The sequence below is a fragment of the Sneathiella sp. D3-11 genome, assembly GCF_055809395.1.
In genome coordinates this window covers 3,267,485-3,291,677 of record NZ_CM147911.1, presented here as the reverse complement: position 1 = coordinate 3,291,677, position 24,193 = coordinate 3,267,485, and the positions used below count along the sequence as shown (strand labels likewise).

24 protein-coding genes are annotated in these 24,193 nt (G+C 54.3%); 13 read left to right on the top strand and 11 right to left on the bottom strand.

All coding sequences use genetic code 11. The annotated features are described in order from the left end of the window. Window positions 1–109: 109 nt before the first annotated feature. Window positions 110–1,738 carry a 3-(methylthio)propionyl-CoA ligase gene (locus tag AC0L73_RS16625; protein WP_473654302.1) on the bottom strand — a complete coding sequence of 543 codons (1,629 nt, stop codon included), beginning with the start codon at window positions 1,736–1,738 and terminating at the stop codon, window positions 110–112. Window positions 1,739–1,964: 226 nt separating this feature from the next. Between AC0L73_RS16625 and AC0L73_RS16620 the strand changes: the two genes are divergently transcribed. The 3 genes from AC0L73_RS16620 to AC0L73_RS16610 all read left to right on the top strand — a co-directional run bounded on the left by AC0L73_RS16620 (window position 1,965) and on the right by AC0L73_RS16610 (window position 4,800). Next, the gene (locus tag AC0L73_RS16620) at window positions 1,965–2,390 is read left to right on the top strand and encodes a hypothetical protein (protein ID WP_473654301.1); all 426 of its coding nucleotides are present in this window, start codon (window positions 1,965–1,967) and stop codon (window positions 2,388–2,390) included. After that, window positions 2,377–3,288, top strand: a complete 912-nt coding sequence (locus AC0L73_RS16615) for a sterol desaturase family protein (protein WP_473654300.1) — start codon at window positions 2,377–2,379, stop codon at window positions 3,286–3,288. Before AC0L73_RS16620 ends, AC0L73_RS16615 begins: the two co-directional genes overlap by 14 nt. 84 nt (window positions 3,289–3,372) lie before the next feature. Further along, complete coding sequence (locus tag AC0L73_RS16610; RefSeq protein WP_473654299.1) at window positions 3,373–4,800, top strand: NAD-dependent succinate-semialdehyde dehydrogenase; 1,428 nt, start codon at window positions 3,373–3,375, stop codon at window positions 4,798–4,800. A gap of 2 nt (window positions 4,801–4,802) precedes the next feature. Here the strand turns inward: AC0L73_RS16610 and AC0L73_RS16605 are convergent, their stop codons facing one another. Together AC0L73_RS16605 and AC0L73_RS16600 are read right to left on the bottom strand one after the other, a co-directional pair. Beyond that, complete coding sequence (locus AC0L73_RS16605) at window positions 4,803–5,816, bottom strand: glutathione S-transferase N-terminal domain-containing protein (protein ID WP_473654298.1); 1,014 nt, start codon at window positions 5,814–5,816, stop codon at window positions 4,803–4,805. 82 nt (window positions 5,817–5,898) lie between these two features. Then, on the bottom strand, window positions 5,899–6,822 hold the full coding sequence (locus AC0L73_RS16600; RefSeq protein WP_473654297.1) for a lysophospholipase: 924 nt from the start codon (window positions 6,820–6,822) through the stop codon (window positions 5,899–5,901). A 142-nt stretch (window positions 6,823–6,964) separates the two neighbouring features. Here AC0L73_RS16600 and AC0L73_RS16595 point away from each other — a divergent pair, with 142 nt between their 5' ends. Next, window positions 6,965–8,368, top strand: coding sequence for an aspartate aminotransferase family protein (locus AC0L73_RS16595; RefSeq protein ID WP_227951540.1), 1,404 nt, complete (start codon window positions 6,965–6,967; stop codon window positions 8,366–8,368). Window positions 8,369–8,405: 37 nt separating this feature from the next. After that, window positions 8,406–8,816: a BLUF domain-containing protein gene (locus AC0L73_RS16590; RefSeq protein ID WP_473654296.1), complete on the top strand. Its 411-nt coding sequence runs from the start codon at window positions 8,406–8,408 to the stop codon at window positions 8,814–8,816. On the opposite strand, the gene AC0L73_RS16585 is transcribed toward AC0L73_RS16590, so the two are convergent. The 6 genes from AC0L73_RS16585 to AC0L73_RS16560 form a co-directional block, all read right to left on the bottom strand. Then, window positions 8,813–9,418 carry a class I SAM-dependent methyltransferase gene (locus AC0L73_RS16585; protein ID WP_473654295.1) on the bottom strand — a complete coding sequence of 202 codons (606 nt, stop codon included), beginning with the start codon at window positions 9,416–9,418 and terminating at the stop codon, window positions 8,813–8,815. The two genes, AC0L73_RS16590 and AC0L73_RS16585, sit on opposite strands and share 4 nt — an antisense overlap. 11 nt (window positions 9,419–9,429) lie before the next feature. Next, on the bottom strand, window positions 9,430–9,864 hold the full coding sequence (locus tag AC0L73_RS16580) for an ester cyclase (RefSeq protein ID WP_473654294.1): 435 nt from the start codon (window positions 9,862–9,864) through the stop codon (window positions 9,430–9,432). Window positions 9,865–9,876: 12 nt separating this feature from the next. Then, a complete protein-coding gene (locus tag AC0L73_RS16575) occupies window positions 9,877–10,614 on the bottom strand; it encodes an SDR family NAD(P)-dependent oxidoreductase (protein ID WP_227951533.1) in 738 nt (245 codons plus the stop codon). 134 nt (window positions 10,615–10,748) lie between these two features. Continuing rightward, on the bottom strand, window positions 10,749–13,544 hold the full coding sequence (locus tag AC0L73_RS16570) for an efflux RND transporter permease subunit (protein WP_473654293.1): 2,796 nt from the start codon (window positions 13,542–13,544) through the stop codon (window positions 10,749–10,751). Next, window positions 13,459–13,860, bottom strand: coding sequence for an efflux RND transporter permease subunit (locus tag AC0L73_RS16565; RefSeq protein ID WP_473654292.1), 402 nt, complete (start codon window positions 13,858–13,860; stop codon window positions 13,459–13,461). Before AC0L73_RS16565 ends, AC0L73_RS16570 begins: the two co-directional genes overlap by 86 nt. Beyond that, the gene (locus AC0L73_RS16560) at window positions 13,860–14,957 is read right to left on the bottom strand and encodes an efflux RND transporter periplasmic adaptor subunit (RefSeq protein ID WP_473654291.1); all 1,098 of its coding nucleotides are present in this window, start codon (window positions 14,955–14,957) and stop codon (window positions 13,860–13,862) included. Before AC0L73_RS16560 ends, AC0L73_RS16565 begins: the two co-directional genes overlap by 1 nt. 122 nt (window positions 14,958–15,079) lie before the next feature. Between AC0L73_RS16560 and AC0L73_RS16555 the strand changes: the two genes are divergently transcribed. The 7 genes from AC0L73_RS16555 to AC0L73_RS16525 all read left to right on the top strand — a co-directional run bounded on the left by AC0L73_RS16555 (window position 15,080) and on the right by AC0L73_RS16525 (window position 21,163). Beyond that, window positions 15,080–16,006 (top strand): histone deacetylase family protein, encoded by a 927-nt coding sequence (locus AC0L73_RS16555; RefSeq protein ID WP_473654290.1) that lies wholly within the window; start codon window positions 15,080–15,082, stop codon window positions 16,004–16,006. Window positions 16,007–16,037: 31 nt separating this feature from the next. Further along, complete coding sequence (locus tag AC0L73_RS16550; protein WP_227951524.1) at window positions 16,038–16,295, top strand: exodeoxyribonuclease VII small subunit; 258 nt, start codon at window positions 16,038–16,040, stop codon at window positions 16,293–16,295. A 29-nt stretch (window positions 16,296–16,324) separates the two neighbouring features. Then, window positions 16,325–17,215 carry a polyprenyl synthetase family protein gene (locus AC0L73_RS16545; protein WP_473654289.1) on the top strand — a complete coding sequence of 297 codons (891 nt, stop codon included), beginning with the start codon at window positions 16,325–16,327 and terminating at the stop codon, window positions 17,213–17,215. A gap of 15 nt (window positions 17,216–17,230) precedes the next feature. Then, window positions 17,231–19,156 carry a 1-deoxy-D-xylulose-5-phosphate synthase gene (gene dxs / locus AC0L73_RS16540; protein ID WP_265334867.1) on the top strand — a complete coding sequence of 642 codons (1,926 nt, stop codon included), beginning with the start codon at window positions 17,231–17,233 and terminating at the stop codon, window positions 19,154–19,156. Window positions 19,157–19,165: 9 nt separating this feature from the next. Beyond that, window positions 19,166–19,912 carry a TlyA family RNA methyltransferase gene (locus AC0L73_RS16535; RefSeq protein WP_473654288.1) on the top strand — a complete coding sequence of 249 codons (747 nt, stop codon included), beginning with the start codon at window positions 19,166–19,168 and terminating at the stop codon, window positions 19,910–19,912. Continuing rightward, window positions 19,902–20,726: a class I SAM-dependent RNA methyltransferase gene (locus AC0L73_RS16530; protein WP_473654287.1), complete on the top strand. Its 825-nt coding sequence runs from the start codon at window positions 19,902–19,904 to the stop codon at window positions 20,724–20,726. Before AC0L73_RS16535 ends, AC0L73_RS16530 begins: the two co-directional genes overlap by 11 nt. Before the next feature lie 182 nt (window positions 20,727–20,908). Beyond that, window positions 20,909–21,163: a hypothetical protein gene (locus AC0L73_RS16525; protein ID WP_473654286.1), complete on the top strand. Its 255-nt coding sequence runs from the start codon at window positions 20,909–20,911 to the stop codon at window positions 21,161–21,163. A gap of 4 nt (window positions 21,164–21,167) precedes the next feature. Here AC0L73_RS16525 and AC0L73_RS16520 read toward each other — a convergent pair whose 3' ends face one another. Continuing rightward, entirely contained in the window at window positions 21,168–22,502 is a 1,335-nt protein-coding gene (locus AC0L73_RS16520; RefSeq protein ID WP_227951518.1) for an EAL domain-containing protein, read from the bottom strand. Window positions 22,503–22,668: 166 nt separating this feature from the next. On the opposite strand from AC0L73_RS16520, the gene AC0L73_RS16515 reads away from it, so the two are divergent. Beyond that, window positions 22,669–22,908 carry a sulfurtransferase TusA family protein gene (locus tag AC0L73_RS16515; RefSeq protein WP_473654285.1) on the top strand — a complete coding sequence of 80 codons (240 nt, stop codon included), beginning with the start codon at window positions 22,669–22,671 and terminating at the stop codon, window positions 22,906–22,908. Here the strand turns inward: AC0L73_RS16515 and AC0L73_RS16510 are convergent, their stop codons facing one another. Then, a complete protein-coding gene (locus AC0L73_RS16510; RefSeq protein ID WP_227951516.1) occupies window positions 22,909–24,096 on the bottom strand; it encodes a mechanosensitive ion channel family protein in 1,188 nt (395 codons plus the stop codon). Between the last annotated feature and the right edge of the window lie 97 nt (window positions 24,097–24,193).

Below are 24,193 nucleotides of genomic sequence, written 5' to 3'. Positions count from 1 at the left end.
TCGTCTCGCCCAAACAATCAACACATTGAATGTGTGAATTTTCTTGTGACCGTTGAGTAGAAAAGAAAAAGCCGGGCAGGACCCGGCTTTCCTTGCAGTTAATACCCGATCAGGCTGTTGGCAGTTTGTAGTCCTTGAAGTCCTCACGGAGCTTGGTCTTCAAGAGCTTGCCTGTCGCGGTATGTGGGAGTTCGTCAACGAAAACCACATCATCAGGGAGCTGCCATTTTGCAAGGCTGTTCTCCAGATGATGAAGCACATCTTCGCGTGTCACAGCGTGATCCTTCTCCTTCACAGCAATAACCAATGGGCGCTCGTCCCATTTCGGATGCGGAATGGCGATCACGGCGGCCTCAACAATGCCCGGGCAGCCGAGTGCTTCATTCTCCACATCGATGGAGGATATCCACTCCCCGCCCGACTTGATCACATCCTTAGAGCGGTCGGTGATCTGCATATAGCCATCTGGGTCAATGGTGCCAACGTCGCCGGTGGTGAACCAGCCGTCGTCGTCGAGGACTTGGCCTCCCTCCCCCTTGAAATATCCGCTGGTGATCCAAGGGCCGCGCACTTTAAGGTCGCCGAAGGCAACGCCATCGCGCGGCAGTTCCTCGCCGTCATCCCCGGTGATCTTAAGTTCAACCCCAAAAACTGTTCGTCCCTGTTTGACACGGATATCAGTTCTCTCCTTCTCGGAGAGATTTTCATGCTTCTTGAGAAGATTGCCGGTCGTGCCGAGTGGGCTTGTTTCCGTCATGCCCCAGGCGTGAATTACCTCGACCCCATGGCCGTCAACAAAGGTTTCAATCATCGACCGTGGTGCAGCGGAACCGCCAATCACTGTGCGCTTCATCGTTGAAAATTTGAGGTTATTCTCCTTCACATGACCCAGCAGCATCATCCAGATGGTCGGCACACCGGCCGACAATGTCACGCCTTCCGCCTCCATCAATTCGTAAAGCGAGGGGCCGTCCATTGCCGCGCCCGGCATCACCATTTTCGCCCCGCACATGGCCGCGGCATAGGGCAGACCCCAGGCGTTGGCGTGGAACATCGGCACCACCGCCAGAATGCTATCTCGGTTACTTACTCCAAGGCCATCATTGGCGCAGACGCAGAAGCTATGCAGCACGGTTGACCGGTTGGCGTAGAGAACACCCTTGGGGTTGCCTGTTGTGCCGGACGTATAGCAAAGCGAGCAGGCCGTCATTTCGTCGAACTGCGGCCAGGCATAATCACCATCTTCCGCTTCGACCAGTGTCTCGTAACACAGCAGGTTATCGAGCGCGCTTTCCGGCATATGGGCCTCATCGGTCATCACGATAAAGCCTTTCACGTTTTTGAGGTGATCCTTCAGCGCCTCAATCAGGGGCACGAAGGTCAAATCGACGAATATATATTTGTCTTCGGCATGATTGACGATATAGGCAATCTGCTCAGGAAAAAGCCGCGGATTGATCGTATGGCAGACGGCCCCCATGCCGGAAACACCAAAGTAAATCTCCATATGACGGTAGCCATTCCAGGCAATTGTGCCGATCCGGTCACCCAGCTCCGCGCCGAGCTTACCCAATGCCTGCGCCAGCTTTTTCGCCCGGAGGTTTATATTGCGGTAATTGGTACGATGGATTGGTCCCTCAACCGAGCGCGAAACAATTTCCACGTCGCCATGATTAAGACCCGAATATTCTATTAAAGAAGAAATCAGCAGAGGCCGATCCTGAATAAGACCTAGCATTAAGTTTATCCCATGTTTGTTGCTTGTTAGACTAATTACGCGCAGCATAAAACCGCACACGCCCAAGGTAAAGACCCTTTAAGATTCGCGATCATTCGCCGCACCCCCATATTATTTACGTAGGGGATCAGCGCAATCAAACTGTTTCATATGCGTGAATTTTGTCAAAACTTCATAATTTTTGTATCAATAGCGTAGAAAATAACAGATCAAGGGGCATTCGGGAATGGCCATCGATCCGCTGATACTTTTGCCCGCCGCGGCGGGCGCGGTACTGATCGTGATTCTCGTCATCCGGCTGGTGGCGGGCCGGCGGGATGCAGAACTGACAGCCGAGACAGTGGCGCAATTTCTCAGCCACCAGGAACCAAACGAGGCAATCGAAAGTTCCGTTATCAGCAAAGACGGAAAATTCGCTCTGGTTCGCTGGCGCAACTCTAGGGGCTTGGTCCTCATCCGAAGCTTCGGGAACAAGCTGGTGCTTCAAATACTGGGGTCTGCCGACATTGGAAAAACGATCTGGCGGCAGGAAAATGCGCTTTACATCCCGCGACAAGGATTTGCGTATCCTTCGGTCACATTCACCACTACCGCGACAGATCGCACGGTCATTGAGGCAATGATTAACGGAGAAAAAGATGCAGCTGCCTGATCCGGTCACTTTTGCCATTCCGGCCTTCGTCCTCCTAATCCTGATTGAGGCGGTGATCGGTCGCTATGCACCAAAAAAATCCAATTACGAGATGCGGGATTCCGCGGCTTCCCTCCTGATGGGCCTCGGCAATTTCGCCATAGGGCTCGTGAATTTCGGGATTGTCGGGGCGGTGGCGCTCTGGGTCTATCAATATCGCCTGTTCGACATCGGCTATCACTGGTGGGCGTTCGTGCTGATCCTGTTCGCCGAGGATTTCGTCTATTACTGGTTCCACCGCCTCAGCCATGAGCATCGCATCTGGTGGGCGGCACATATCAATCATCACTCCTCGCAATATTACAACCTGACCACCGCGCTACGCCAGACATGGACCGGCGCATTTATCGGCACTTGGATACCCTGGCTGCTGCTATCCTTCATCGGCTTTCCACTCGCGCTGATCCTTTTCCAGAAGGGGATCAGCCTCGTTTACCAGTTCTGGATCCATACCGAGGCAATTGACAGGATGTGGAAACCGGTTGAGGCCGTGATGAACACCCCCTCGCACCACCGGGTGCATCACGCCATCAATCCGCGCTATCTCGATGCCAACTATGCCGGAATATTTATTATCTGGGACAAGCTGTTCGGCAACTTCGTGCCCGAAGACAAAGCCGAACCTTGTCACTACGGCATCGTCAAGCAGATTGCCAGCTTCAATCCCCTGATCATCGCCTTTCATGAATGGGCCGGTATTTTTGCTGACCTTACCCATGCGAAAAGCCTCAAGGCTCGATTTATGTATGTCTTCGGTCCGCCCGGTTGGAGCGAAGACGGCTCCCGCCTCACCTCCCGGATGATCAAGGATCGGGAACGGACACGCCTTGCGGGTCAGGCCGTAGATGCGGCAGATTGACCCGCTTTACTGGCGTGGATAAATGAGTAGACTGCGCGAAAATCAAAAATATGAATTTCCCGCCGACGCGAAAGGTTTCAAAAAATGTATATAGACGGAAAATGGATCGCCGCTGACAAAGGCAACAGCTTCGACGTTTTTAATCCCGCGACGGGAGATGTGATCAAGCAAGTCGCCGATGGCGGCGCGGCGGAGGCTACCCGTGCGATCGAAGCGGCGGATGTCGCCTTCCGCGATTGGTCGAAGACCACCGCCTATCAACGGAGCGCCTATCTCTATAAAGCCTACCAGATCATGATCGAGCGGAAAGAAGATCTCGCTCGCACGATGACTGAGGAACAAGGCAAGCCGCTTAAAGCCGCCCGCAATGAAGTGCAATATGGTGCGGACTTCCTGCTCTGGTATGCCGAGGAAGCGAAGCGCGTAAACGGCGAAATCCTCCCCTCCTCTCGCGGGGATCAGCGGTTCATGGTGCTGCATCAGCCAGTCGGCGTGGTTGCGGCGGTCACGCCCTGGAACTATCCGATCTCGATGATCACGCGGAAAGTCGGCCCGGCCCTCGCCGCAGGTTGCACAGTCGTAATGAAGCCCGCCGAGGCCACACCGCTTTGCGCCATTGCGATGTTTGAGATATTCGAGGCCGCCGGCATCCCGCCGGGGGTTGTCAATCTCGTGACCGCAGCAGACCCGAAACCGGTTGGCGAAGTGTTCACCAGCCATCCGTCCGTCCGCAAGCTTACCTTTACCGGTTCCACCAATGTCGGCAAGATGCTGGCCGGGCAGGCCAGCGCCAATATGAAGCGCGTCTCTGCGGAGCTTGGTGGTCATGCGCCCTTCGTGGTGTTCGAGGATGTCGACCCCGCCCATGCGGCCAAGGGCGGATCTCTCGTCAAGTTCCTCAACACCGGACAGGCCTGCATCAGCCCCAACCGCTTCTTCGTGCAGAACGGCTCCTACGACCAGTTCGTCGCCACTTTTGAGGAGCGGGTCTCCAAGATGAAAGCAGGTAGCGGGTTCGAGGATGGGGTCGCCATTGGCCCGCTGGTCAATCAGGCGGCCATCGACAAGGTGGAACGCCAGGTGCAGGATGCCATTTCCAAGGGCGCAGAGCTGGTCACCGGCGGCGTACCTATCAAATCCAACGGGCTCGACAAGGGTTATTTCTACGCCCCGACCGTGCTCGCCAATGTCACGGAAGACATGCTGATCTATCGGGAGGAAACCTTCGGCCCCGTCGCCCCGATCATCCGTTTCGAGAGCGAGGCGGAGGTGCTGGAAAAGGCAAATGATACAGAATATGGCCTCGCGGCTTATGTCTATACCCGCGATATCTCCCGCGCCATGCGGATGTTTGAAGGGCTTCGCTTCGGCATCATTGGCATCAATGATATCAACCCGACCAGCGCCGCCGCCCCCTTCGGCGGGATGAAGGACAGCGGTCTCGGCCGTGAAGGCGCCAAGGAAGGGATCATGGAATATCTTGAAACCAAGCTTGGCGGCTTTTCAATCTAAGGCTAGCTGAGAATTTTAATGCCCGCCTCCCCGATCAGGCCATCAACAACAGACTTGGCCTCCTCGGGGAGCGCTTTGAAGCGCGCTTTCAACTCGCCCAGACATTTCATCTGATATTTAAAGACGCCCTGCGTATAGGGCTTGCCCTCGAGCTCGGCTATGAATGTCTCCTCGCCCCGCTCAATCGCGGCGGCATTCGCGGCAAGGAAGGGCAAGTAAATTTCGGCACAATAAGTAATTATGCCCTTTGTCATTTCCGGCAGGTCACCGACAGCAAACCAGTCCCCCTCAACGCCCGACGCGTCATCAAGCTGCCTGAGCCAGCTTTCCGCCCGCTGCGCTTCCTCCCGCATGATTGACATGGGCGTCGGATCAATAGACAGAGTCCGAAGCTGCCCATAGAGACCGAAATCCGCCATAGAGGGGCGTGTCCCGAAAAGATATTTATACTGACCGACATCAGCATGAAGCAGCGCGAGAATATGATGGAAGCCTGACTCAATAATCGGAGCATTTTCCGTTGTACAGCCGACAAGCGGCATGCGCCCTATCTGCCGCTCGGTGAAAAATTCAGCAAACTTCTCTCGTTCCTCATCCGAGGCGTTGGGGGAGCGGTCATCGGCGATCCAATGCGCGGCATAATGAATATCCGCCTCATAGGCCCAGCGGTAATGAAACATCATCTTGGTGACCCATTCATCGCCCATATCCTCCACCAGATGGGCCAGGAAGGCATGGGCAGGATGATCGGGAATGACCGAGCGGCCATCCGGATGCCGCTCTTCCAGCATGTAGATCAACCGCGTGCTGTCGAGATGCAGGCTGCCATCCTCTGGGAACTTCAGTACCGGCACAAGAACCGGACGCAATCCTTCCAGCAGATGATCGTTTTCCTCTGAACGAAGAATCCAGTCATAGGGCAGCCGCCGGTAATGCATATGGGCGCGCATTTTCAGCGAATATGGGGAGGCGTTGCCGCCGATGAGAGTATAACGATCCTGTGCCTGTCCGCTCATGTTGTTTTTCCTTGTTTATTGAGAGCGGAAAAACTTTATGGCAACAACCTATTGCTGTCTAGTCCGACGCGACGCGTAGAGGTCAGCCTATAACGCTGTTCGCCCAGGCGATGAAGTCCGTTGTCACCTCATCACGGTTGATCTCGTTCAGCATCTCATGACGACCGCCGACATAGAACTTATGGGTAACTCGCGTAAAACCATGTCGGTGATAGGCCGCAAGGAGCCGCTTCACGCCTTTCGTATTCTCACCGACAGGGTCCTCGCTTCCGTTAAAGACAAAAATCGGCATCTGTTTGTTCATTTTTTTAAGTGCCGACGCACCGGCAATTTTTGGGAGTGCATCGAGAAGCCCGCGCCAGGTTGCGACCGAGCACTCATACCCGCAGAGCGGATCGGCCACATATTTATCGACCTCTGCCTCGTCCCGCGAGAGCCAGTCAAATTCCGTCCGGTTCGGCGCAAACTGCTTATTAAATGTCTTAAACGTCATTCCCGCTATGATGGGGCTGTGCCCGCGCGCACCGAAGCGCAGCTTTTCAAACCGGATAACAAGTTGGGCTATCCGGCCGATAGCGCCGGGCGGACCGTTGGTCGCGGAGAGCGCAGCCCCGGCAATCGTCTCCCCATGCTGCGCCATATATTGCTGCGTCATGAAGGAACCCATCGAATGACCGAGCATCAGGATCGGTAGGCCCGGATGCTCTACGGCGATCTCCCGGTTGAGCAGATACATATCCTCAACCGCTTTGTTCCAGCCGTCGTCATCCCCCATGTGGCCTGGCACCTCTCCGTCCGCAATCGTCTGACCATGGCCGCGATGGTCATTCGCATAGACGATATAGCCAAATTCATTGAGGGCCCGGGCAAGCCTCTCATAACGAGCCCCATGTTCCGCCATACCATGCGCGATCTGTATAATCGCTTTTGGTTTTTTCTCACCCACCCACCGGTAAATATGGATTGCCTGCCCTTCCGCACCGGAATAGGTAAAATACTCACTCATACGACCACTTCCCCGATTATTTCGTCTATTAAGCCATGGAGCGGGAAGTCAGGCAAGATAGTTGTAAACGGGCTTTGACAGGGGCTGGATATTCGCTCTACAAATATAGAAACGTTTCAAATTCTTTTTCGAGGATATTGTAATGAGCAGCCCAAGCCTTCTTCAGGGAAATTCCCTTGCCGCACGCGATGCGAAAAGCCTGATCCATTCCTACACCAACCTCTCGACCCATCTGACCGAAGGTCCGCTTATTATTGAAACTGGTAAGGGGGTTCATGTCTTTGATGAAGACGGCAAGGAATATATTGAGGGACTGGCCGGCCTGTGGTGCGCCTCCTTCGGTTTTGGTGAAGAGGAACTGATCGAGGCCGCCATCGACCAGATGCGCAAGCTGCCCTTCTATCATTCCTTTGCCAGCAAATCGACAGAGCCAGGAATACGCCTAGCGGAGAAACTCCTCGAAATTGCGCCCGCGCCTTTCTCGAAGGTGTTCTTTGCCAACTCTGGATCAGAGGCCAACGATACAGTCATCAAACTTGTCTGGTATTATAACAACAGCCTTGGTCGTCCGAAGAAAAAGAAGATCATTTCCCGTCAAAAGGCCTATCATGGCGTCACGGTCGCAGCCGCGAGCCTGACCGGCCTGCCGCCGCTGCATAACGACTTCGACCTGCCGATCCAGAATATCCTGCATACCTCCTGCCCGCATTACTACCGCTATGGCAAGGATGGCGAGACTGAGGAGGAATTCGCGGCACGCTGCGCCGATGACCTCGAACAGCTGATCCTGAAGGAAGGGCCGGACACGGTCGCCGCCTTTATCGCCGAGCCGATCATGGGCGCTGGTGGCGTAATTATTCCGCCGGCCACCTATTTCGAGAAGATCCAGGCGGTCCTGAAAAAATATGATGTGCTGATGATCGCCGATGAAGTGATCTGTGGTTTCGGACGGACAGGCCAGATGTGGGGCTCGCAGACCTTCGATATCCAGCCGGATATTCTCTCCTGCGCAAAAGCCCTCTCCAGCGCCTATTTGCCGATCTCGGCAGTGATGGTGTCGCAGGATATATTCGACGGGATGGTCAAACAGAGTGAGAAACACGGTGCTTTCGCCCATGGCTTCACCTATTCCGGACATCCGGTGCCAGCCGCCGTGGGTATGCGGACAATGGAACTGATGGAGGAGCGCAATATCCTCGGCCATGTGCGCCATGTCTCAAAACGCTTTAACGAACGGTTCAACGCCCTTACGGATCATCCGCTAGTCGGGGAAGTTCGCTCCATGGGGCTGATCGGCGCGATTGAGCTGGTGGCCGATAAAAAGACCAAGCGTTCCTTTGACCCGAAATTCAAGGCAGGTGCGAAAACGGCGCAGGCCATGCAGGACGCTGGCGTTATCAGCCGGGCGGTTGCAGGCGACAATCTCGCCCTTTGCCCACCGTTGATCATCACAGAAAGCGAAATCGACGAAATGTTCGACCGCTTTACCAAGGGCCTTGACGACATCGCCGCGATGGCGTTCAGGGAAAACTGGCAGGAAATCTAAACTATTTCCATCCCGCCACCACGAGAGGAGCGTGAAGGTGCACTATCTCGTTTATGTAAGTACCGCCAGCCACCTCATGAATGAGGCGGAGCTAATGGCGATCCTAGAGACGAGCCGCTCCCGCAACACCGCTGACAATATCACCGGCATGCTACTTTATAAGGACGGCAACTTCATGCAGGTGTTGGAAGGCCGGGCGGAGAACATTAAGAATGCCTATGAGCGGATTGGCAAGGATCACCGCCATGATGGGCTTATCCTGCTGCGCAAGGGCAAAACAGAAAAGCGCAACTTTCCGGGCTGGTCGATGGGGTTTCGCACTGTCAATGCTGAGGACATGGAAAACATTCTGGGATTCCAAAGCATCAAAGACGGCCGTTTTACCGACCCGGCGATTGTCGAAAACCCGCATATCGCCATGACCGCGCTAAAAGCTTTCAACGCTTAGCGGCGAAAGGCGAGCATTGTCCAGTGCACGCCGTTGGCGCGATTTTCAGGCTGGATGGACTCCGTATAGCGCTCTCGCAGAAGGCTCAAGCCTGCCGCTTCAGCAAGATCAATTGTCTCCTCTCCTGTCACCTCAAACATCCGTCGCCCTTCCGGCACCGGCCCATGACGAAGCGACAGGATGAGACGCGCGCCCGGCGCCATGAGAGAGGCAAGCACCGGCATCGCGGTCATCCGCTCCGCCTTGTCCAGATGCATCCAGACACCTGTGAGTAGAACAAAATCAAATGCATTGTCTTGCCCCGAAAGTGCCGCAAGGTGCGGCAGACCGTCATCAATCCACTCGATATCATAAGCAGCATGAAGGCGCATCCCTGCAAGGCGAAAGGCATCGGTCGGCTCGGCGGCGGTTACCTGATGGCCTTGCGCCGCAAAACAAGCTGCATCCCGCCCCGTGCCTGCCCCGATATCCAGTAACCGGAGAGGCTTTTGCGGCATCAAATCAAGCATGACGGCATGCAGCTCGTCAAATTCCAGCGCCTCATAACGCGGAATCAGTCGCTCCGCTGCTTCGACATAGCCTGCAGTTCCGGGGAGGTTCATGGTTATTTCATTCAGGCAAAATTAGAGTTCGCCGATGGGCCAAGCTGGCGCTTTATGGCGTCAATATCCCCCAACACCCAGAGCGCCGTGATCTGCTTCCCATTGCCCTTGAAGAAGGCGCCGCCCGCCCAGATGATTGTCTTGCCCGTTCCTGGAACGCCGTAGAATGACCCCTTATGCGTGCCGGAAAACTTCATCCTTGCGGCAACGCTGTCGCCCTCATCCACGACATCCTCGATATCGCAGCGAAAGTCAGGAAGGCCGATCCAGAGTTCACGCATATACTGGATAAACCCCTCCGGCCCTACACGGACGGGACCAAGGGACCCTCGAAAATCAAAATCTTTGTGCAGAATCTCGCGGGCGCAATCCTCGCCCCTTCTGTTCCAGGCTTCATGATAAAAGCGTTCAATCAGCCTCGTCAGATATTTATCGGAACCATTCACTTCACGATCCAACTACACATGCTGGCCGCCGTTGATATGGATCTCCGCGCCTGTCACATAGGATGACGGTGCATCGCAGAGGAAATAAATGGTGGAAGCAACTTCCTCCGGTTTTCCCAGGCGGCGAAGCGGAATATCCTGAATCATATCCTCTGTGCCGGGAGAGAGGATCGACGTGTCGATCTCTCCGGGCGCAATGGCGTTGACCCTTACTCCATGAGGTCCGAAATCTGCCGCCATCTCTCGTGTAAGCGCGGAAAGCGCTGCCTTCGATGTTCCATAAGCTGATCCCGCGAAGGGATGCACCCGGCTACCCGCGATCGACGTGACATTAACGATCGTCCCTTTCGCGGCAACCAGTTCGTCAAACAGACCCTGTGCCAACATCAACGGCGCAAAAAGATTGACGTTATAGACATGCAGCCAATCGGCATAAGAGGAATTGAGCGTGCTGAACCGCGCTCCCTCCGGCCCCTTTGGCGACACTCCGGCGTTATTCACCAGCGCATGCAGAGGTGCCCCCTCCAACTTCTCTCGGATATGCTCAATCGCCGTTGGCAAGGCTTCGATATCCGCCAGATCAATCTGCAAATGATCCTTCTCGCCACCCTCCCAGGGGCAATATTCAGAAAATTCCTGTCGCGACACGGTCAGAACCCGCCAGCCTGCGGCACTAAATCGTTTGACCGTGGCATGCCCAATTCCCCGGCTCGCACCGGTCAGCAATAGAAATTTCCCCTTGTCTGACATTTAACCTGTTCCTTGAAAAATAAGGCGCCCAAACATCTAAGCCGCGCCTATCATAGCCGCGCTCGCCCCACGATGGAACAGCGATTACCGTCCGCTGCTAAAAAAGAATCAATCCCATCGGTTTCCCGCTTACCCTATTTGTGGATATCCGAATGCGCAGTTTCGAGCTCATTCAGCCGCGCCGCAAGATAACCAGAAGGACGGCTGAAGCGGGCCAACAGGATGTATACCACCGGCACAACGAACAAAGACAGAATGGTCGAGAATATCATACCGCCGATAATGACAATGCCAATTGCTTCCCGGCTTTCAGCGCCAGCACCAGTCGCAATGGCAAGTGGCACCGCCCCAAGGGCCGTTGAAATTGTTGTCATCAGGATCGGGCGCAGACGGATGATCGCCGCCTCCTGTATCGCGGCCAGGATATCCGCGCCTTCATCCCGGAGCTGGTTCGCAAACTCCACAATCAAAATAGCATTCTTCGCCGTCAGTCCGATCAGCATGATCATCCCGATCTGGCTATAGATATTGAGCGTCAGCCCAGCCAGCAGGATAGAGCCCAGCGCGCCGGTAATAGCGAGCGGCACCGTCGTCATGATAATCATAGGGTGGATGAAGCTTTCAAACTGCGCGGCAAGAGCAAGAAACACCACGAGAAGCGCCGTCACAAAGGTGAAGACCAATGCCTGATTGGAATCCTTATATGAGCGACTAAGGCCATCGTAGGAGATTGTCGCTTCTTCTCCGGCTTCTTCGCGGACGATGGTTTCCAGATAATTGAGCGCCTTCTCCAACGTGTAGTCCGGCCCGAGAGAGGCCGATATTTCAATCGTACGAAGTCGGTCGGTACGTTTGAGTTCACCCGGCCCGGCCTCTTCCCTTAGTGTCACAAAACCGGAGAGCGGGATCAGCTGATCTGCAACCTCTGAGCGGACATAGACGTTCGACAGATCATCCCGGCTCCCGCGATCTTCTTTGCGGGCCTGAACAATGACTTCATACTGCTTGCCTCCTTGATCATAGGTCGTGACATTGCGCGCGCCCATCAGTGTTTCAAGGGTTCGGCCAATCGTCTCAATCGTGACCCCAAGGTTAGAGGCTCGCGCCCGATCAATATCCAGATGGATCTGCGGCTGGGTTTCCTCAAAATCCTTGGTGATGTTAAGAAGCTGCGGATTTTCCTGCGCCCGGGCGATAACCCTGTCCACCCATTCATTGATGACGTCATAGGAGGGACCGCCAATAATAATTCGGACCGGAGCGGAAAAACCGCGCTGACCAAGACTGGCGGGGTTGATTGCAAAAACTTTCACACCCGGAATGGCGAGCAGTTTAGGGAACACCTCATTAACGATTTCCTGTTGCGACCGCGACCGCTCTTCCCAAGGGACTAGTCCCACGAGCATGAAGGCCTCATTCACCGGTCCGGGCTGACGGAAGGTGCCAAGAAAAGCAAAAAGGCGCGAAGCCTCACCACTTTCTTCGAGAGGTTTCAATACCTCCTCGATCCTGTCGACATTATTACGCGTATATTCCATGGTGGCCCCTTCAGGGCCTTTCACCGGCATATAAAAGACACCGCGATCCTCCGTCGGGGCAAATTCCTTTGGGATAACGTCATAGAAACTATAGGCCAACGCCGAAAGCCCGATAGCAATTGCCACGACCACCAGTGGTATTTTCAGTGTCCATTTCAACGCATTGCCATAAAGTGTAGCGAGGCCAGTGAATAGACGCTCCGTCGATTTATAGAACCAGCCTTCCTTATTCGTCTCAACGAGTAGCTTTGAGCAAAGCATCGGCGTCAGTGTCAATGCAACGAAGGAGGAAAACATCACGGCGGCGGCAACCGCAACGCCAAATTCTCTGAACAACCGGCCCGTCGTGCCATCGAGGAATGAAATCGGGATAAAGACAGCGATCAAGACGATGGTCGTCGCAACAACGGCAAACCCGACCTGTTTCGCCCCCCGGCTCGCAGCAAGAAGCGGCGGCTCCCCCGCTTCAATCCGGCGATGGATATTCTCAAGCACGACAATTGCGTCATCGACAACAAGACCGATAGCAAGCACCAGCGCAAGCAGCGTCAGCACATTTACGGAATAATCAAGCGCCCCAAGAATTGTCAGCGTGGCAATGATCGATACCGGGATTGCAACGGCCGGAATAAAGGTGGCCGCGATGGATCTCAGGAAGAAAAAGATAACCAGGATAACAAGGATCATGGCAACGCCGAGGGCGAAGAATACCTCCTTGATAGACTGGCTGATGAAGACCGATTGGTCATATGACACCCGGATATCGAGGCCGGTGGGAAGATTGTTCTTCAACCGTTCGACAATCTTCTTCACGCCGTTGGCAACCTCCAGCACATTGGCGCCCGATTGGCGAACCACGCCAAGGCCGATGGCTGTTTGCCCGTTAACCCGAAGATTCGTCCGATCATTTTCCGGCGCAATCTCCACCTCAGCCACATCGCCGAGGCGCACCCGCCCCTCCGCATAATCATAGATGATGATCCGGCGGAATTCCTCCGCAGTCCGGAGGTCAGACTGTGTCTTGATGCTGAACTCCCGCATGTTCGATTCAATTCGACCGGAAGGAATCTGCACATTTTGTTCGCGAATGGCGAATTCAATATCCGCAACCGTTACGCCGCGTGCGGCCATTGCCGGTGTATCAAGCCAGATGCGCATGGCATAGCGACGTGCACCACCGATGCGCACATTTGCTACCCCATCAACGGTTGAGAGGGGATCGACAAGGTTTCGTTCTGCATAATCAGTGAGTTCAAGCTGGTTGAATCTGTCACTGGTCAGAGACAGCCAAAGGATGGGCCGCGCGTCACTCTCGGATTTTGAAATACGCGGCGAGATCGGCCTCTTCGGGAAGTTGGTTGACGATGCGGGAAATACGATCGCGCACATCATTAGTCGCAGATTCAATATCCCGGCTTAGCGAAAATTCCACGCCGACCGTCGAATACTCCTCCCGGCTGGTGGAGGAAATTCGTTCCACACCGCTGATTCCGGCAACCGCATCCTCGATTACCTGGGTTATCTGGCTTTCGATAATTTCTGCCGATGCCCCTCGATAGGAGGTCTGGATCGAGACATTCGGGCTGTCGATATCCGGATATTCCCGAACGCTTAAGGATTGATAGGAAAAAAGCCCGAATAGGACCAGAACGGCCGAAAAAACGATGGCCAGAACCGGGCGCTTGATGGCGAGATCGGGCAACCGCATTACGATGCCTCAGAGGTTGAAACCGCCGCGCTCGGTTTGACAGGAGCACCATCCTTGACCTTCTGAAGGCCTTCAGTGATCACCGGATCACCTTCTTGCAATCCCTCAATAATTTCCACGAAACCTCTGATACGGCGCCCAATTTTTACCGGCGTACGCACCGCTTTGTCATTCACTACCGCATAGACGATAGGCCCGGAAATCGTAAGCACAACCGCCTCTTCAGAGACCAGGAGTGCATTCTCATCGACACTGATCTGCAATTCGACAGAGAGGAACATACCCGGTTTCAAAAGCCCGTCTCCATTCGGAACCGATCCGCGCACCCGAACCGCACGAGTATATTCATTCACCCGGGTAGAGATGGTATTGACCTGCCCTTCGAATACATGATCGCGATAGGCAGCATTCTTCGCAGAGAATTTCAGACCCGGCCCGACATCAGCGATATAAGTTTCCGGCAGATCAAAATCCACCTTGATCGTATCCGTATCGTCGAGCGTGGTAATGATATCCCCCGGCTGCACGAGCGAGCCAACACTCACCTCCCGGAATCCGAGAACGCCAGAAAAGGGTGCCACGATCCGATAGTCACTAAGTCGTGCTTTTTGCGCTGAAACTGCCGCCTCCGCCGCCTGCAACTCAGCAAGAAGCAAATCAACCTGCGCCTTGGCTACGTTTCGCGTGGCATAAAGCTTCAACGCCCGGTCATAGAGCTTCTGCGCATTGTCGCGTGCCGCCTGCGATTCGGTTAAGTTCGCGCGCAGTTCCGTATCGTCAAGCTGAACCAGCAGCTTGCCGACCTTCACTTTTTGCCCCTCATTGAAATCAAGCTTGCTGGTTTTGCCGGTGACTTTTGTGGTGATCACCACCGATTCATTCGCCCGAGCGGTGCCGATAGCCGTGATGGTACGCGGCAAAGCCTTACTCACAACCGCAGAAACAATGACATTCTGCGGTGGTCGCTTGGGACCTTTGGTGGCCTGTGCTTCGCCATTACCGCCGCCAATGAAGGGAAGCTGGTCCTGATAATGCCACGCCCCATAGCCCAACGCGGCAATTACCACTATGATGGCCAATTGTGCTGTTTTGTTCATTTGTATTACATTTCACTCTGCACGTATCTTAACAGAATTGAGGCTGAATTGCTTGAAAAGCAACAAAAAAATCTGCACATACATAAAATTGATGATTTTTCGAAACCCTAAACTGGCGACCCATGACAACCTATCTATTTACACATCGCGATTGTCTGTTTCATGACACTGGTACCGGGCATCCGGAACGAGCAGATCGCCTGAGGGCTGTCCTGCATCAACTGGACCTTGAAAATTTCCCAACTCTGGAACGCCGGGATGCCCCCCTCGCCACGCGCGAGCAACTCGCATTGGCCCATACGGAGGCTCATCTTGACCGGCTGGTGGCAAGAGCCCCTGTTGAAGGTATTATCGATCTTGATCCTGACACTAAAATGTCACCCGGTTCGCAATCGGCTGCCTTACGTGCCGCCGGGGCGGTGGTTGCAGCCATTGACGTTGTAATGAAAGAGCCAAAAACCAGCGCCTTTTGTGCCATCCGCCCGCCCGGCCATCATGCTGAAGCGGACTGCGCCATGGGATTTTGCCTGTATAACAATGTCGCCGTCGGTGCCTGTTACGCGCGACAGACATATAAACTGGAACGGATTGCAGTAGTCGATTTCGATGTTCATCACGGGAATGGCACCCAGGCAATATTTGAAAAAGACGCAGGGCTGTTCTATGCCTCCAGTCATCAGGCTCCCTTTTATCCCGGCACAGGTGATGCCAGTGAAACTGGTGCGGGCAATATTGTGAATGTTCCTCTCGCCGCCGGATCAGGCTCCCGCGCCTTCCGGGAGGCCTATGACAATGTCATCCTGCCGGCACTCGATACCTTTCGACCGGAATTACTGATAATTTCCGCGGGATTCGATGCCCATGAAAGAGACCCGCTCGCCAATCTCAATCTGACTGGCAAAGACTTTGGCTGGGTGACCCGGAAACTCATGGTGATTGCCGACCGGCACGCGAGCGGACGTGTTGTTTCGGCACTTGAAGGCGGCTACGATCTGGAGGGGCTGGCCGATGGCGTTGACGCCCATGTGAAAGCATTGCTCCGGACTTAAGAGAAGAGTATAAGACGGCAAAGGAGAAATCATGTCTGACCCGAATAGCCAGGAAATCCCCGCTGATATCGCCAAGATGAGCTTTGAAGAGGCTCTGAAAGAACTGGAGCAGATCGTTGAAAAACTCGATTCCGGCCAGGTCGATCTCGACCAGTCGATCGATATCTACACCCGCGGGTCCCTGTTGAAACAGCATTGCGACGCCAAGCTCAGGAACGCACAGGAGCGGGTCGACAAGATCGTCGGCAAGAATGGTAACCTGTCGGTCGAACCGGCGAATGTTGAATAGACATGAGTGCGGTGGATTGAGACATTAATATGGAAGATGATTTCGGCAAGGCCCTCCGTCAGACTGCCGTGTTGATGGATCGGGAGCTTCGCGAGTTTCTGCCAGAAAACAACGGACTGGAAAAGCAGCTTTACGAAGCCATGCGCTATTCAGTTCTATCTGGGGGGAAGCGGCTGCGCGCCTTTCTGGTTATTCAGGCGGCAGATCTTTTTGGCGTACCACGCCTGCATTCAACGCGGGTAGCCTCTGCACTTGAGATTATCCACAGCTATTCCCTTATTCATGACGATCTTCCCTGCATGGACGATGATGATATGCGCCGGGGGAAACCGACGGTGCATAAACAGTTTGACGAAGCAACGGCCGTACTCGCCGGGGATGCGCTACAATCGCTCGCCTTTGAGATTATCGGTAATCCTAAAACCCACTCCTCCGCCGAAGTCCGCATCAAGCTGGTTGCAAAGCTATCTCATGCCATCGGCGTACGCGGCATGGTCGGCGGACAGACGATGGACATCTTTGCCGATGGCGATGATATCGACATTGTCACCATTACCCGACTGCAGCAGCTCAAAACCGGCGCACTAATTACCTTCGCCTGCGAGGCGGGGGCCATTCTTGGGCATGCATCACCGCAACAACTGCAAGCACTCAAGGCCTACGCACATGATTTAGGGCTGGCCTTTCAGATTGCGGATGACATATTGGATACTGAAGGTAGCCCAGAGGAAATGGGCAAGGCAACTGGCAAAGACGAAGCTGCGGGGAAAGCGACTTTCGTATCTCTTATGGGACCGGAAGAAGCAAAGGTTCACGCCGCCATGCTGGTTGATCAGTCGATCGAACATCTAGGACCTTTCGGACCAAAGGCTGATCTGTTAAGACATGCCGCGCGCTTTGCAATAGAACGCCGCAACTGAAGACGGGTGAATATTTTGACAACGAGACCGGCGACCCCATTATTGGACACCATCGATTATCCGCAGGCGATGCGCGATCTGACTCTGCCAGAGCTGGTACAGCTGGCCGACGAGTTGCGGCAGGAAACGATCAGCGCCGTGTCAGTGACCGGCGGGCATCTGGGGGCAGGTCTTGGTGTTGTCGAATTGACTGTCGCGCTTCATCATGTCTTTAACACTCCGGCAGACCGGCTCATCTGGGATGTCGGCCATCAATGCTATCCTCACAAAATCCTGACCGGACGGCGTGATCGCATCCGTACATTGCGACAACCGAATGGTCTATCAGGCTTTACCAAGCGGGCCGAGAGCGAATATGACCCCTTTGGCGCGGCGCATTCCTCAACATCAATTTCCGCCGGGCTCGGCATGGCAGTAGGGCGGGATCTGCAAGGTCGCGACAACAATGTCATCTCCGTAATCGGGGACGGGGCGCTGAGCGCAGGCATGGCCTATGAGGCAATGAACAACGCCGGCGCCATGGATGCACGGCAGATCGTTATCCTCAATGACAACGACATGTCCATTGCGCCGCCTGTCGGTGCCATGAGCGCCTATCTCTCGCGGCTTCTTTCGGGCAAACCTTATCGTAACCTGCGGGAGCTGGCAAAACAGGTTGCCTCTCTCCTACCCGATCCGCTGGAACGGACAGCCCGGCGCGCCGAGGAATTCGCGCGCGGCATGGTCACCGGCGGCACATTGTTCGAGGAACTCGGCTTTTATTATGTCGGGCCGATTGACGGTCACAATCTGGAACATCTTATCCCCGTCCTGAAAAATGCGCGAGAATCAAAATTTGGGCCGATCCTGATCCATTGCGTCACGCAGAAGGGCAAAGGCTACCCGCCCGCCGAGGCCGCTGCTGATAAATATCATGGTGTTTCCAAGTTTGATGTCATTACCGGGGCACAGGCAAAAGCAAAACCGAATGCCCCCTCCTATACCAAGGTCTTTGCGCAGAGCCTTATTGAGGAAGCGCGCCGCGACGATAAAATCGTTGCTGTCACCGCCGCCATGCCGGACGGCACCGGCCTTGATCAGTTCGCGAATGAATTCGCAAGCCGCTGCTTCGATGTAGGTATTGCTGAACAGCATGCGGTGACTTTCGCCGCCGGTATGGCAACGGAGGGGTTAAAGCCGTTCGTAGCCATCTATTCCACTTTCCTTCAGCGCGGCTATGATCAGGTTGTGCATGATGTCTCGATCCAGAACCTGCCGGTACGTTTTGCCATGGACCGGGCCGGCCTTGTTGGGGCAGACGGGGCGACCCATGCCGGTTCCTTCGATATTACATATCTCGCCACGCTACCGAACATGATGGTTATGGCCCCGGCGGATGAGGCCGAGTTGAAACATATGGTCGCAACGGCGGCCGCCTATAATGAAGGGCCTTGCGCTTTTCGCTATCCGCGCGGCGAAGGTATTGGCATCGACTTGCCCGAGACGGGCAACGTGCTGGAAATCGGCAAGGGCCGATTGATAAAGCGGGGCGATAACATCGCTATTCTTTCCTTTGGAACCCGGCTGAAAGAGGCCTTGATTGCGGCAGAAGAATTGGAAGCAAAGGGTATATCAACCTCCGTCGCCGATGCGCGTTTTTGTAAACCACTCGATGAAGAACTTATCCGCGATCTCGCCACCCATCATGACGTTCTGATCACCGTTGAAGAGGGTGCCGTTGGCGGCTTCGGCAGCCATGTGATGCAGTTCCTAGCCATGAACGGTCTTCTGGATGACGGGCTGAAAATCCGGCCACTTTGCATGAAAGATGCCTATATCGATCAACAACAGATCGAGGATATGTATGATGAGGCCGGTGTCAATCACGCGCAGATCGTCGAAGCGGCTCTCTCCGCACTCGGCTCCGGCAAGGCGAAACAGCGGAATATTTCCGCCATCTAGGCATCTCATATGACACGTCCCCCGCAAAGGCTTGATCTCGCGCTCGTCGCCCGTGATCTGGTAAAAAGCCGCGCAAAAGCGCAGAGCCTGATTGCGGACGGGCGTGTCTCCATCGATGGCACGGTTGTCACCAAACCAACCCGGAAAGTAACGGAAGAAATGAGCCTCAGCGTTGCCACCCCGGAAATTGACTGGGTCGGACGCGGTGCGCAGAAACTTCTTGCCGCGCTTGATTATTTCAATGTCGACGCGAAGGGAAAAACAGCGGCAGATATCGGCGCTTCCACCGGTGGATTTTGTCAGGTGCTGTTGGAACGTGGCGCGGCACGGATTTATGCGGTGGATGTGGGGCATGGACAACTCGATCCCTTAATTGCCGAAGACGCGCGGGTTATCAATCTTGAAAAGACCAATGCCCGCGATCTCGATGACGTACTGATTCCTGAACCGCTCGATCTTATCGTGGCAGATGTAAGTTTTATCTCGCTTCAGAAGGCGCTTCCCGCCGCGCTCTCCCTCGCTGCACCCGGCGCGCATCTCCTCGCCCTCGTCAAACCACAGTTTGAGGTAGGCAGGGGCAATGTCGGCAAGGGTGGCATTGTCCGGGATGAAACGCTTGTCGCCGCGGTCCCGACTGAAATGGAAAGCTGGATCAATTCTCTTTCCGGCTGGACGTCCCTCGGGATAACAGACAGCCCGATTTTCGGCAGTGACGGCAATAAAGAATTTCTCCTGGGAGCCCGCCATGATAGTTGACCTTACAATAGATCACGTCGGATCCGCCGGCGATGGCATCGCGGAAAAGGACGGACAAAGCTATTATATTCCTTTGACCGCCCCGGACGACTGGATCCGTGCCTCTATCGTGGAAGAGCGAGGCAACGGAACCCTTGCCGCGATAGAAGAAATTCTTAGTCCCGGCCCTGAGCGTACTGACCCAATTTGTCGCCATTTCGGCACCTGCGGCGGCTGCTCACTACAGCATCTTAATCCGTCCTTTACGGCCCAATGGAAACGCCAGCGCATCGTCGACTGCCTGTCCATGGCCGGTATAGAAGGCGCAGAGATTCTCGAAACCACAACCTGCCCCCTCGCCAGCCGCCGCCGGGTCGAATTTATTGCTGCCAAACGCAAGAAAGGCGTGATGATCGGTTTCCATCTGCGCCGAAGCCACCAGATTTTTGATGTTGGTGATTGCCCAGTGATCGATGCGACACTGCTCGCCCTTGTTAAGCCTCTGCGTGCGCTGCTGCCGCCTCTGCTCCCGCGCAACAGCGAAGCGAAAATCATTGCAACGGTTACAGAGAATGGCCCTGATTTGATGATCACGGCAAAAAAGGAGCTTGATCTGGAAACCCGTGAAGCTCTCGCCGCCTTTACCGCGAAACAAAAAATCGCCCGGATCGCTTGGCGACAAAACACAAAGGAAGTTCCCGAAGTAATCGCCGCTCGTCTGCCCGCCGAAGTTCTACTTAACAACGTCCCCGTGACCCTTCCGCCTATGGCGGTTTCCTTCAAGCGAGCAAGGCAGGAGAAACGGCACTTGCCGACTTTGCGCGCAATGCCCTGAGTGACGCACGGAATATCACCGATCTCTTTGCAGGGGTCGGCAGTTTCACCTTCCCGCTTGCGGCCACAGCTCGCGTACACGCGGTAGAGGGGGATGAAGAGCTCACAAACAGCCTGCAGGCCGCGGCGAACCGCGCCATTCTTAACGTCACATCCGAAACGCGGGATCTTTTTCACCGCCCGTTGCTGACGGATGAACTCAACGCTTTTGACGGCCTGATTTTCGATCCGCCGAGGGCCGGCGCGAAAGCGCAGGCAGAGGAAATTGCGAAAAGCAATATTCCATCTGTTGTGGCGATTTCATGCAACCCCGTCACCTTCGCGCGGGACGTCAAGACGCTGATGGATGGTGGGTACAAGTTGGGAGCCGTGCTGCCCGTGGATCAGTTTCTATTCTCACCGCATATTGAGATGGCGGCTGTGCTGAAACGGGACTAACTGCTCATTTTGGCAAGGAAAATGGCTTTGCTGGCACCGTCTGCAACGCACCGAAAATCGGACCACTCACATAATCAACGTCCATCTTGAAGGCAGCGCGAGCCAACGCGTCGTTGTCTACCGACCGCCAAATGCATTTTTTCTTGTTCTGCTTTGCGCGGCGAAATAATCCTTCGATTTCCGATAGCTGCAAACTCTCATGCCCCGCGAGCGTAACGGCGAGAATGGGAAGGTCGCGAATGGCCTCAAATTCGTTCCAGCTTGGTCCAACTTCGAATGTAAACCCCAGCACCAATTGACGGAGCGACGTAAATATCTGGCGATAACGACTGTTCGGCACACCCGCCGCGATGTCCTGCACATTCAGGACCAGGTGCCATTCAGTATAGTCCGGCAAGGACGCGAGAATGCGAGCGTATTTGCTCCGAAAGTAGCTATTCGCCAACGTCTCGAAATGAACGGGGAGGAAAATCACAGGTTTGTTCCCGGCCTCGCCGAGCTTTTTAAAAATTGTTCCCGTCTCTCGCAGGACCACACAATCCATTTCAGCACTCAACCGCGGCGACTCGCTAAACAATAGATCATTCGCCGTCACATTCACCTGCTCATCTTCGACATTCGTCATGTTGACCGCTTCATACATGCCCACAAAACCTTTGCGCCGATTGATCAGTGGCCGGAAACGGACATTGAACTCGGTTTCATGTTCTTGAAAAACACGCGCTTCCCGCTCCTTCGCCGCGACGATGGCAGCACGGAAACATTTAACCAATCCATCGAGAGATTGGATTTTATCCAGACCCTCAAAATCCTCGATTTTCAGCATCGCCGCCTCGACGGAGATCAATTCCCCGCCCGGCAGTTCACCGAACAATTTGTTGACTAGATCCTGCGCTATGGTTTTGGAGCGTTCCAGCGCCTCTTCGCGCGTGGCATCTGCGAACAAAAGCGCGAAATGTCCATCATCGAGGGGGACAAAGATGTCATGACGATCCAGCTTGCGACTGATAAAGGCGTCCGCAATCTCCATCACATTTTTCTTGATGCTGCCCCATTGCTCGGCATATTGGGCCTTCACCTCATCAAGGCCGATAATCTGGATACTGCCGGTGATAAGATTTTCGAGAGCTTCCTGATAGGTCTTGCCGAATGGCCGCAAAAAACTGGTGGCTTCACCAATTTCATAATGCTTCACCTCTCCGGCGGCGGAACCCGGTTTTTGGTCATCCGTCGTCCTGCCCTGGTTAAAGTAGTCGGGGTTAATACCCGAGCGATGCCCAATCTCGTTTCGCATCTTCACCTTTTCTTTAACAGCACCCAATAGATTCTTGATATCCATAGGGCGAACCCTATCGGTGGATTTTGTCAGAATAGAGTATAGAAAAAGTTAATTCGATGGCCGAGCATCCCTGATTTGAGCGGTTAAAATCATCTATTGCGCGCGATGCGCTGGACCGCTATTTTTGCGGCGAATATCAGCGTCCTACACTGCAGAAATGAAAAAAATGGCAGAAATTCCGCATTTTCTCGATACCACCGGTCTAAACTGCCCGCTGCCTGTCCTGAAAGCAAAAAAGGCGATGAAGGCACTGAAGGAGGGGGAGCGGTTGAAAGTGCATGCGACCGATCCGGCGTCAACCATCGATTTTCGCCATTTTTGCGATGTCAGTGGTTACCTGCTTGAAAATATGAGTGAAACTGACGGTCTGTTCGAATATATCATCGTCAAGTCGGCGAATTCTTAACTAACTCGCGTTCCCGTATCCCGTATCTCCGTTGGTCAGTGCATGCCCGTCCTTATATCCGCTGGGTGGAACAAACGGGTCCGGTTCCGTCGCGCCAATACCGCGATAAACAGACATGGACGGAAAGGCAAATCCAGTGCCCGCCTGCTCGACGATACCTTTGATCGCATAGGCAAAATCCTGCTTGATATCAAGCCATTCGCCCCATTTAGTTGTCTTGGTAAAACAATAGATCATGATATCGATGCTGCTGGCATTGAAGCTGTCCGTCACCACGAACATCAATGCCTCTCCCGGCTGAGCGAAGTCCTTGTTTCCAATGAGGTAGTTCTCGATATTTTCCGTGACCTCCTGAAGCTGCGCCACGGTTGTCGAATATTCCAGACCAATTTTCCAGTAAATACGGCGATGCGTCATTTCCGAGAAGTTAGTGACCGCCTTGTCCGCAAACACCGCATTCGGCACAATGGTGATTGCCTTGTCAAAGCGTCGGATCACCGTAGAGCGAAAGCCAATTTTCTCCACTGTCCCCTCAACAACCCCGTCGACAAGCACCCAGTCGCTCGCTTTGAATCGCTTCTCCGCGAGGATAAGGAATCCGCTGATCAGATTCTTGAACAGATCCTGCGCACCGAGGGCGACGGCGACGCCGACAATGCCGAAACCGGCAATGATCGGGCCAACCTGTATCCCCCAGAGTTGCAACACAGTTGCCGCGCCAAGGCCAAATACCAGCCCCTTCATAATCTTGACGAGAAACTCGACCATCTCCGCCGAGAACAACTCCTCCAACTTACCAAGCAGGAAAGTCAGGGGGCTGATGGCGCAATAGAGTGCCCAAAAGAGATTAAAAACAATGAGAGACCGGACAATTCTTCCGGTCATGGCGGAAAAGTCCGGATCTTCGTCAAAATCGGGAATCTCGAGGGCGAGATACACACCGATCACCACGGGAACAAAGCGAATCGGCCCCTTTAAGGCGGTAATCAGGTGATCATCGATCTTGCTATCGGATTTCTCGGCGAACTTGATCAGACGGTTGACGACGAATTTGGTGAAAATGCCGCGCACCAACAACGCCGACAGTATGATCCCGAGGGCTATAATCAGCGAGCTGAAATCAACGCCCGCGTATCCCTCGTGCCAGACTTCTTTGACGATTTCCCAAAAATCCCAGAAATTCTGCACGTTAAGCCTTTCTCATTCGTCGCTTTAAATTATACTCCGCCTTGAATAACGGGTGAGGTCCCCGAAATCAAACCATGTGGAGAAAAATTCCGCACCC

Bases quoted from the DNA above. Each gene is read 5' to 3' on its own strand.
- AC0L73_RS16625 (WP_473654302.1), bottom strand. From the start codon at position 1,738: ATGCTAGGTCTTATTCAGGATCGGCCTCTGCTGATTTCTTCTTTAATA.
- AC0L73_RS16620 (WP_473654301.1), top strand. From the start codon at position 1,965: ATGGCCATCGATCCGCTGATACTTTTGCCCGCCGCGGCGGGCGCGGTA.
- AC0L73_RS16615 (WP_473654300.1), top strand. From the start codon at position 2,377: ATGCAGCTGCCTGATCCGGTCACTTTTGCCATTCCGGCCTTCGTCCTC.
- AC0L73_RS16610 (WP_473654299.1), top strand. From the start codon at position 3,373: ATGTATATAGACGGAAAATGGATCGCCGCTGACAAAGGCAACAGCTTC.
- AC0L73_RS16605 (WP_473654298.1), bottom strand. From the start codon at position 5,816: ATGAGCGGACAGGCACAGGATCGTTATACTCTCATCGGCGGCAACGCC.
- AC0L73_RS16600 (WP_473654297.1), bottom strand. From the start codon at position 6,822: ATGAGTGAGTATTTTACCTATTCCGGTGCGGAAGGGCAGGCAATCCAT.
- AC0L73_RS16595 (WP_227951540.1), top strand. From the start codon at position 6,965: ATGAGCAGCCCAAGCCTTCTTCAGGGAAATTCCCTTGCCGCACGCGAT.
- AC0L73_RS16585 (WP_473654295.1), bottom strand. From the start codon at position 9,418: ATGAACCTCCCCGGAACTGCAGGCTATGTCGAAGCAGCGGAGCGACTG.
- AC0L73_RS16575 (WP_227951533.1), bottom strand. From the start codon at position 10,614: ATGTCAGACAAGGGGAAATTTCTATTGCTGACCGGTGCGAGCCGGGGA.
- AC0L73_RS16570 (WP_473654293.1), bottom strand. From the start codon at position 13,544: ATGATGTGCGCGATCGTATTTCCCGCATCGTCAACCAACTTCCCGAAG.
- AC0L73_RS16565 (WP_473654292.1), bottom strand. From the start codon at position 13,860: ATGCGGTTGCCCGATCTCGCCATCAAGCGCCCGGTTCTGGCCATCGTT.
- AC0L73_RS16560 (WP_473654291.1), bottom strand. From the start codon at position 14,957: ATGAACAAAACAGCACAATTGGCCATCATAGTGGTAATTGCCGCGTTG.
- AC0L73_RS16555 (WP_473654290.1), top strand. From the start codon at position 15,080: ATGACAACCTATCTATTTACACATCGCGATTGTCTGTTTCATGACACT.
- AC0L73_RS16550 (WP_227951524.1), top strand. From the start codon at position 16,038: ATGTCTGACCCGAATAGCCAGGAAATCCCCGCTGATATCGCCAAGATG.
- AC0L73_RS16545 (WP_473654289.1), top strand. From the start codon at position 16,325: ATGGAAGATGATTTCGGCAAGGCCCTCCGTCAGACTGCCGTGTTGATG.
- AC0L73_RS16535 (WP_473654288.1), top strand. From the start codon at position 19,166: ATGACACGTCCCCCGCAAAGGCTTGATCTCGCGCTCGTCGCCCGTGAT.
- AC0L73_RS16530 (WP_473654287.1), top strand. From the start codon at position 19,902: ATGATAGTTGACCTTACAATAGATCACGTCGGATCCGCCGGCGATGGC.
- AC0L73_RS16520 (WP_227951518.1), bottom strand. From the start codon at position 22,502: ATGGATATCAAGAATCTATTGGGTGCTGTTAAAGAAAAGGTGAAGATG.
- AC0L73_RS16515 (WP_473654285.1), top strand. From the start codon at position 22,669: ATGGCAGAAATTCCGCATTTTCTCGATACCACCGGTCTAAACTGCCCG.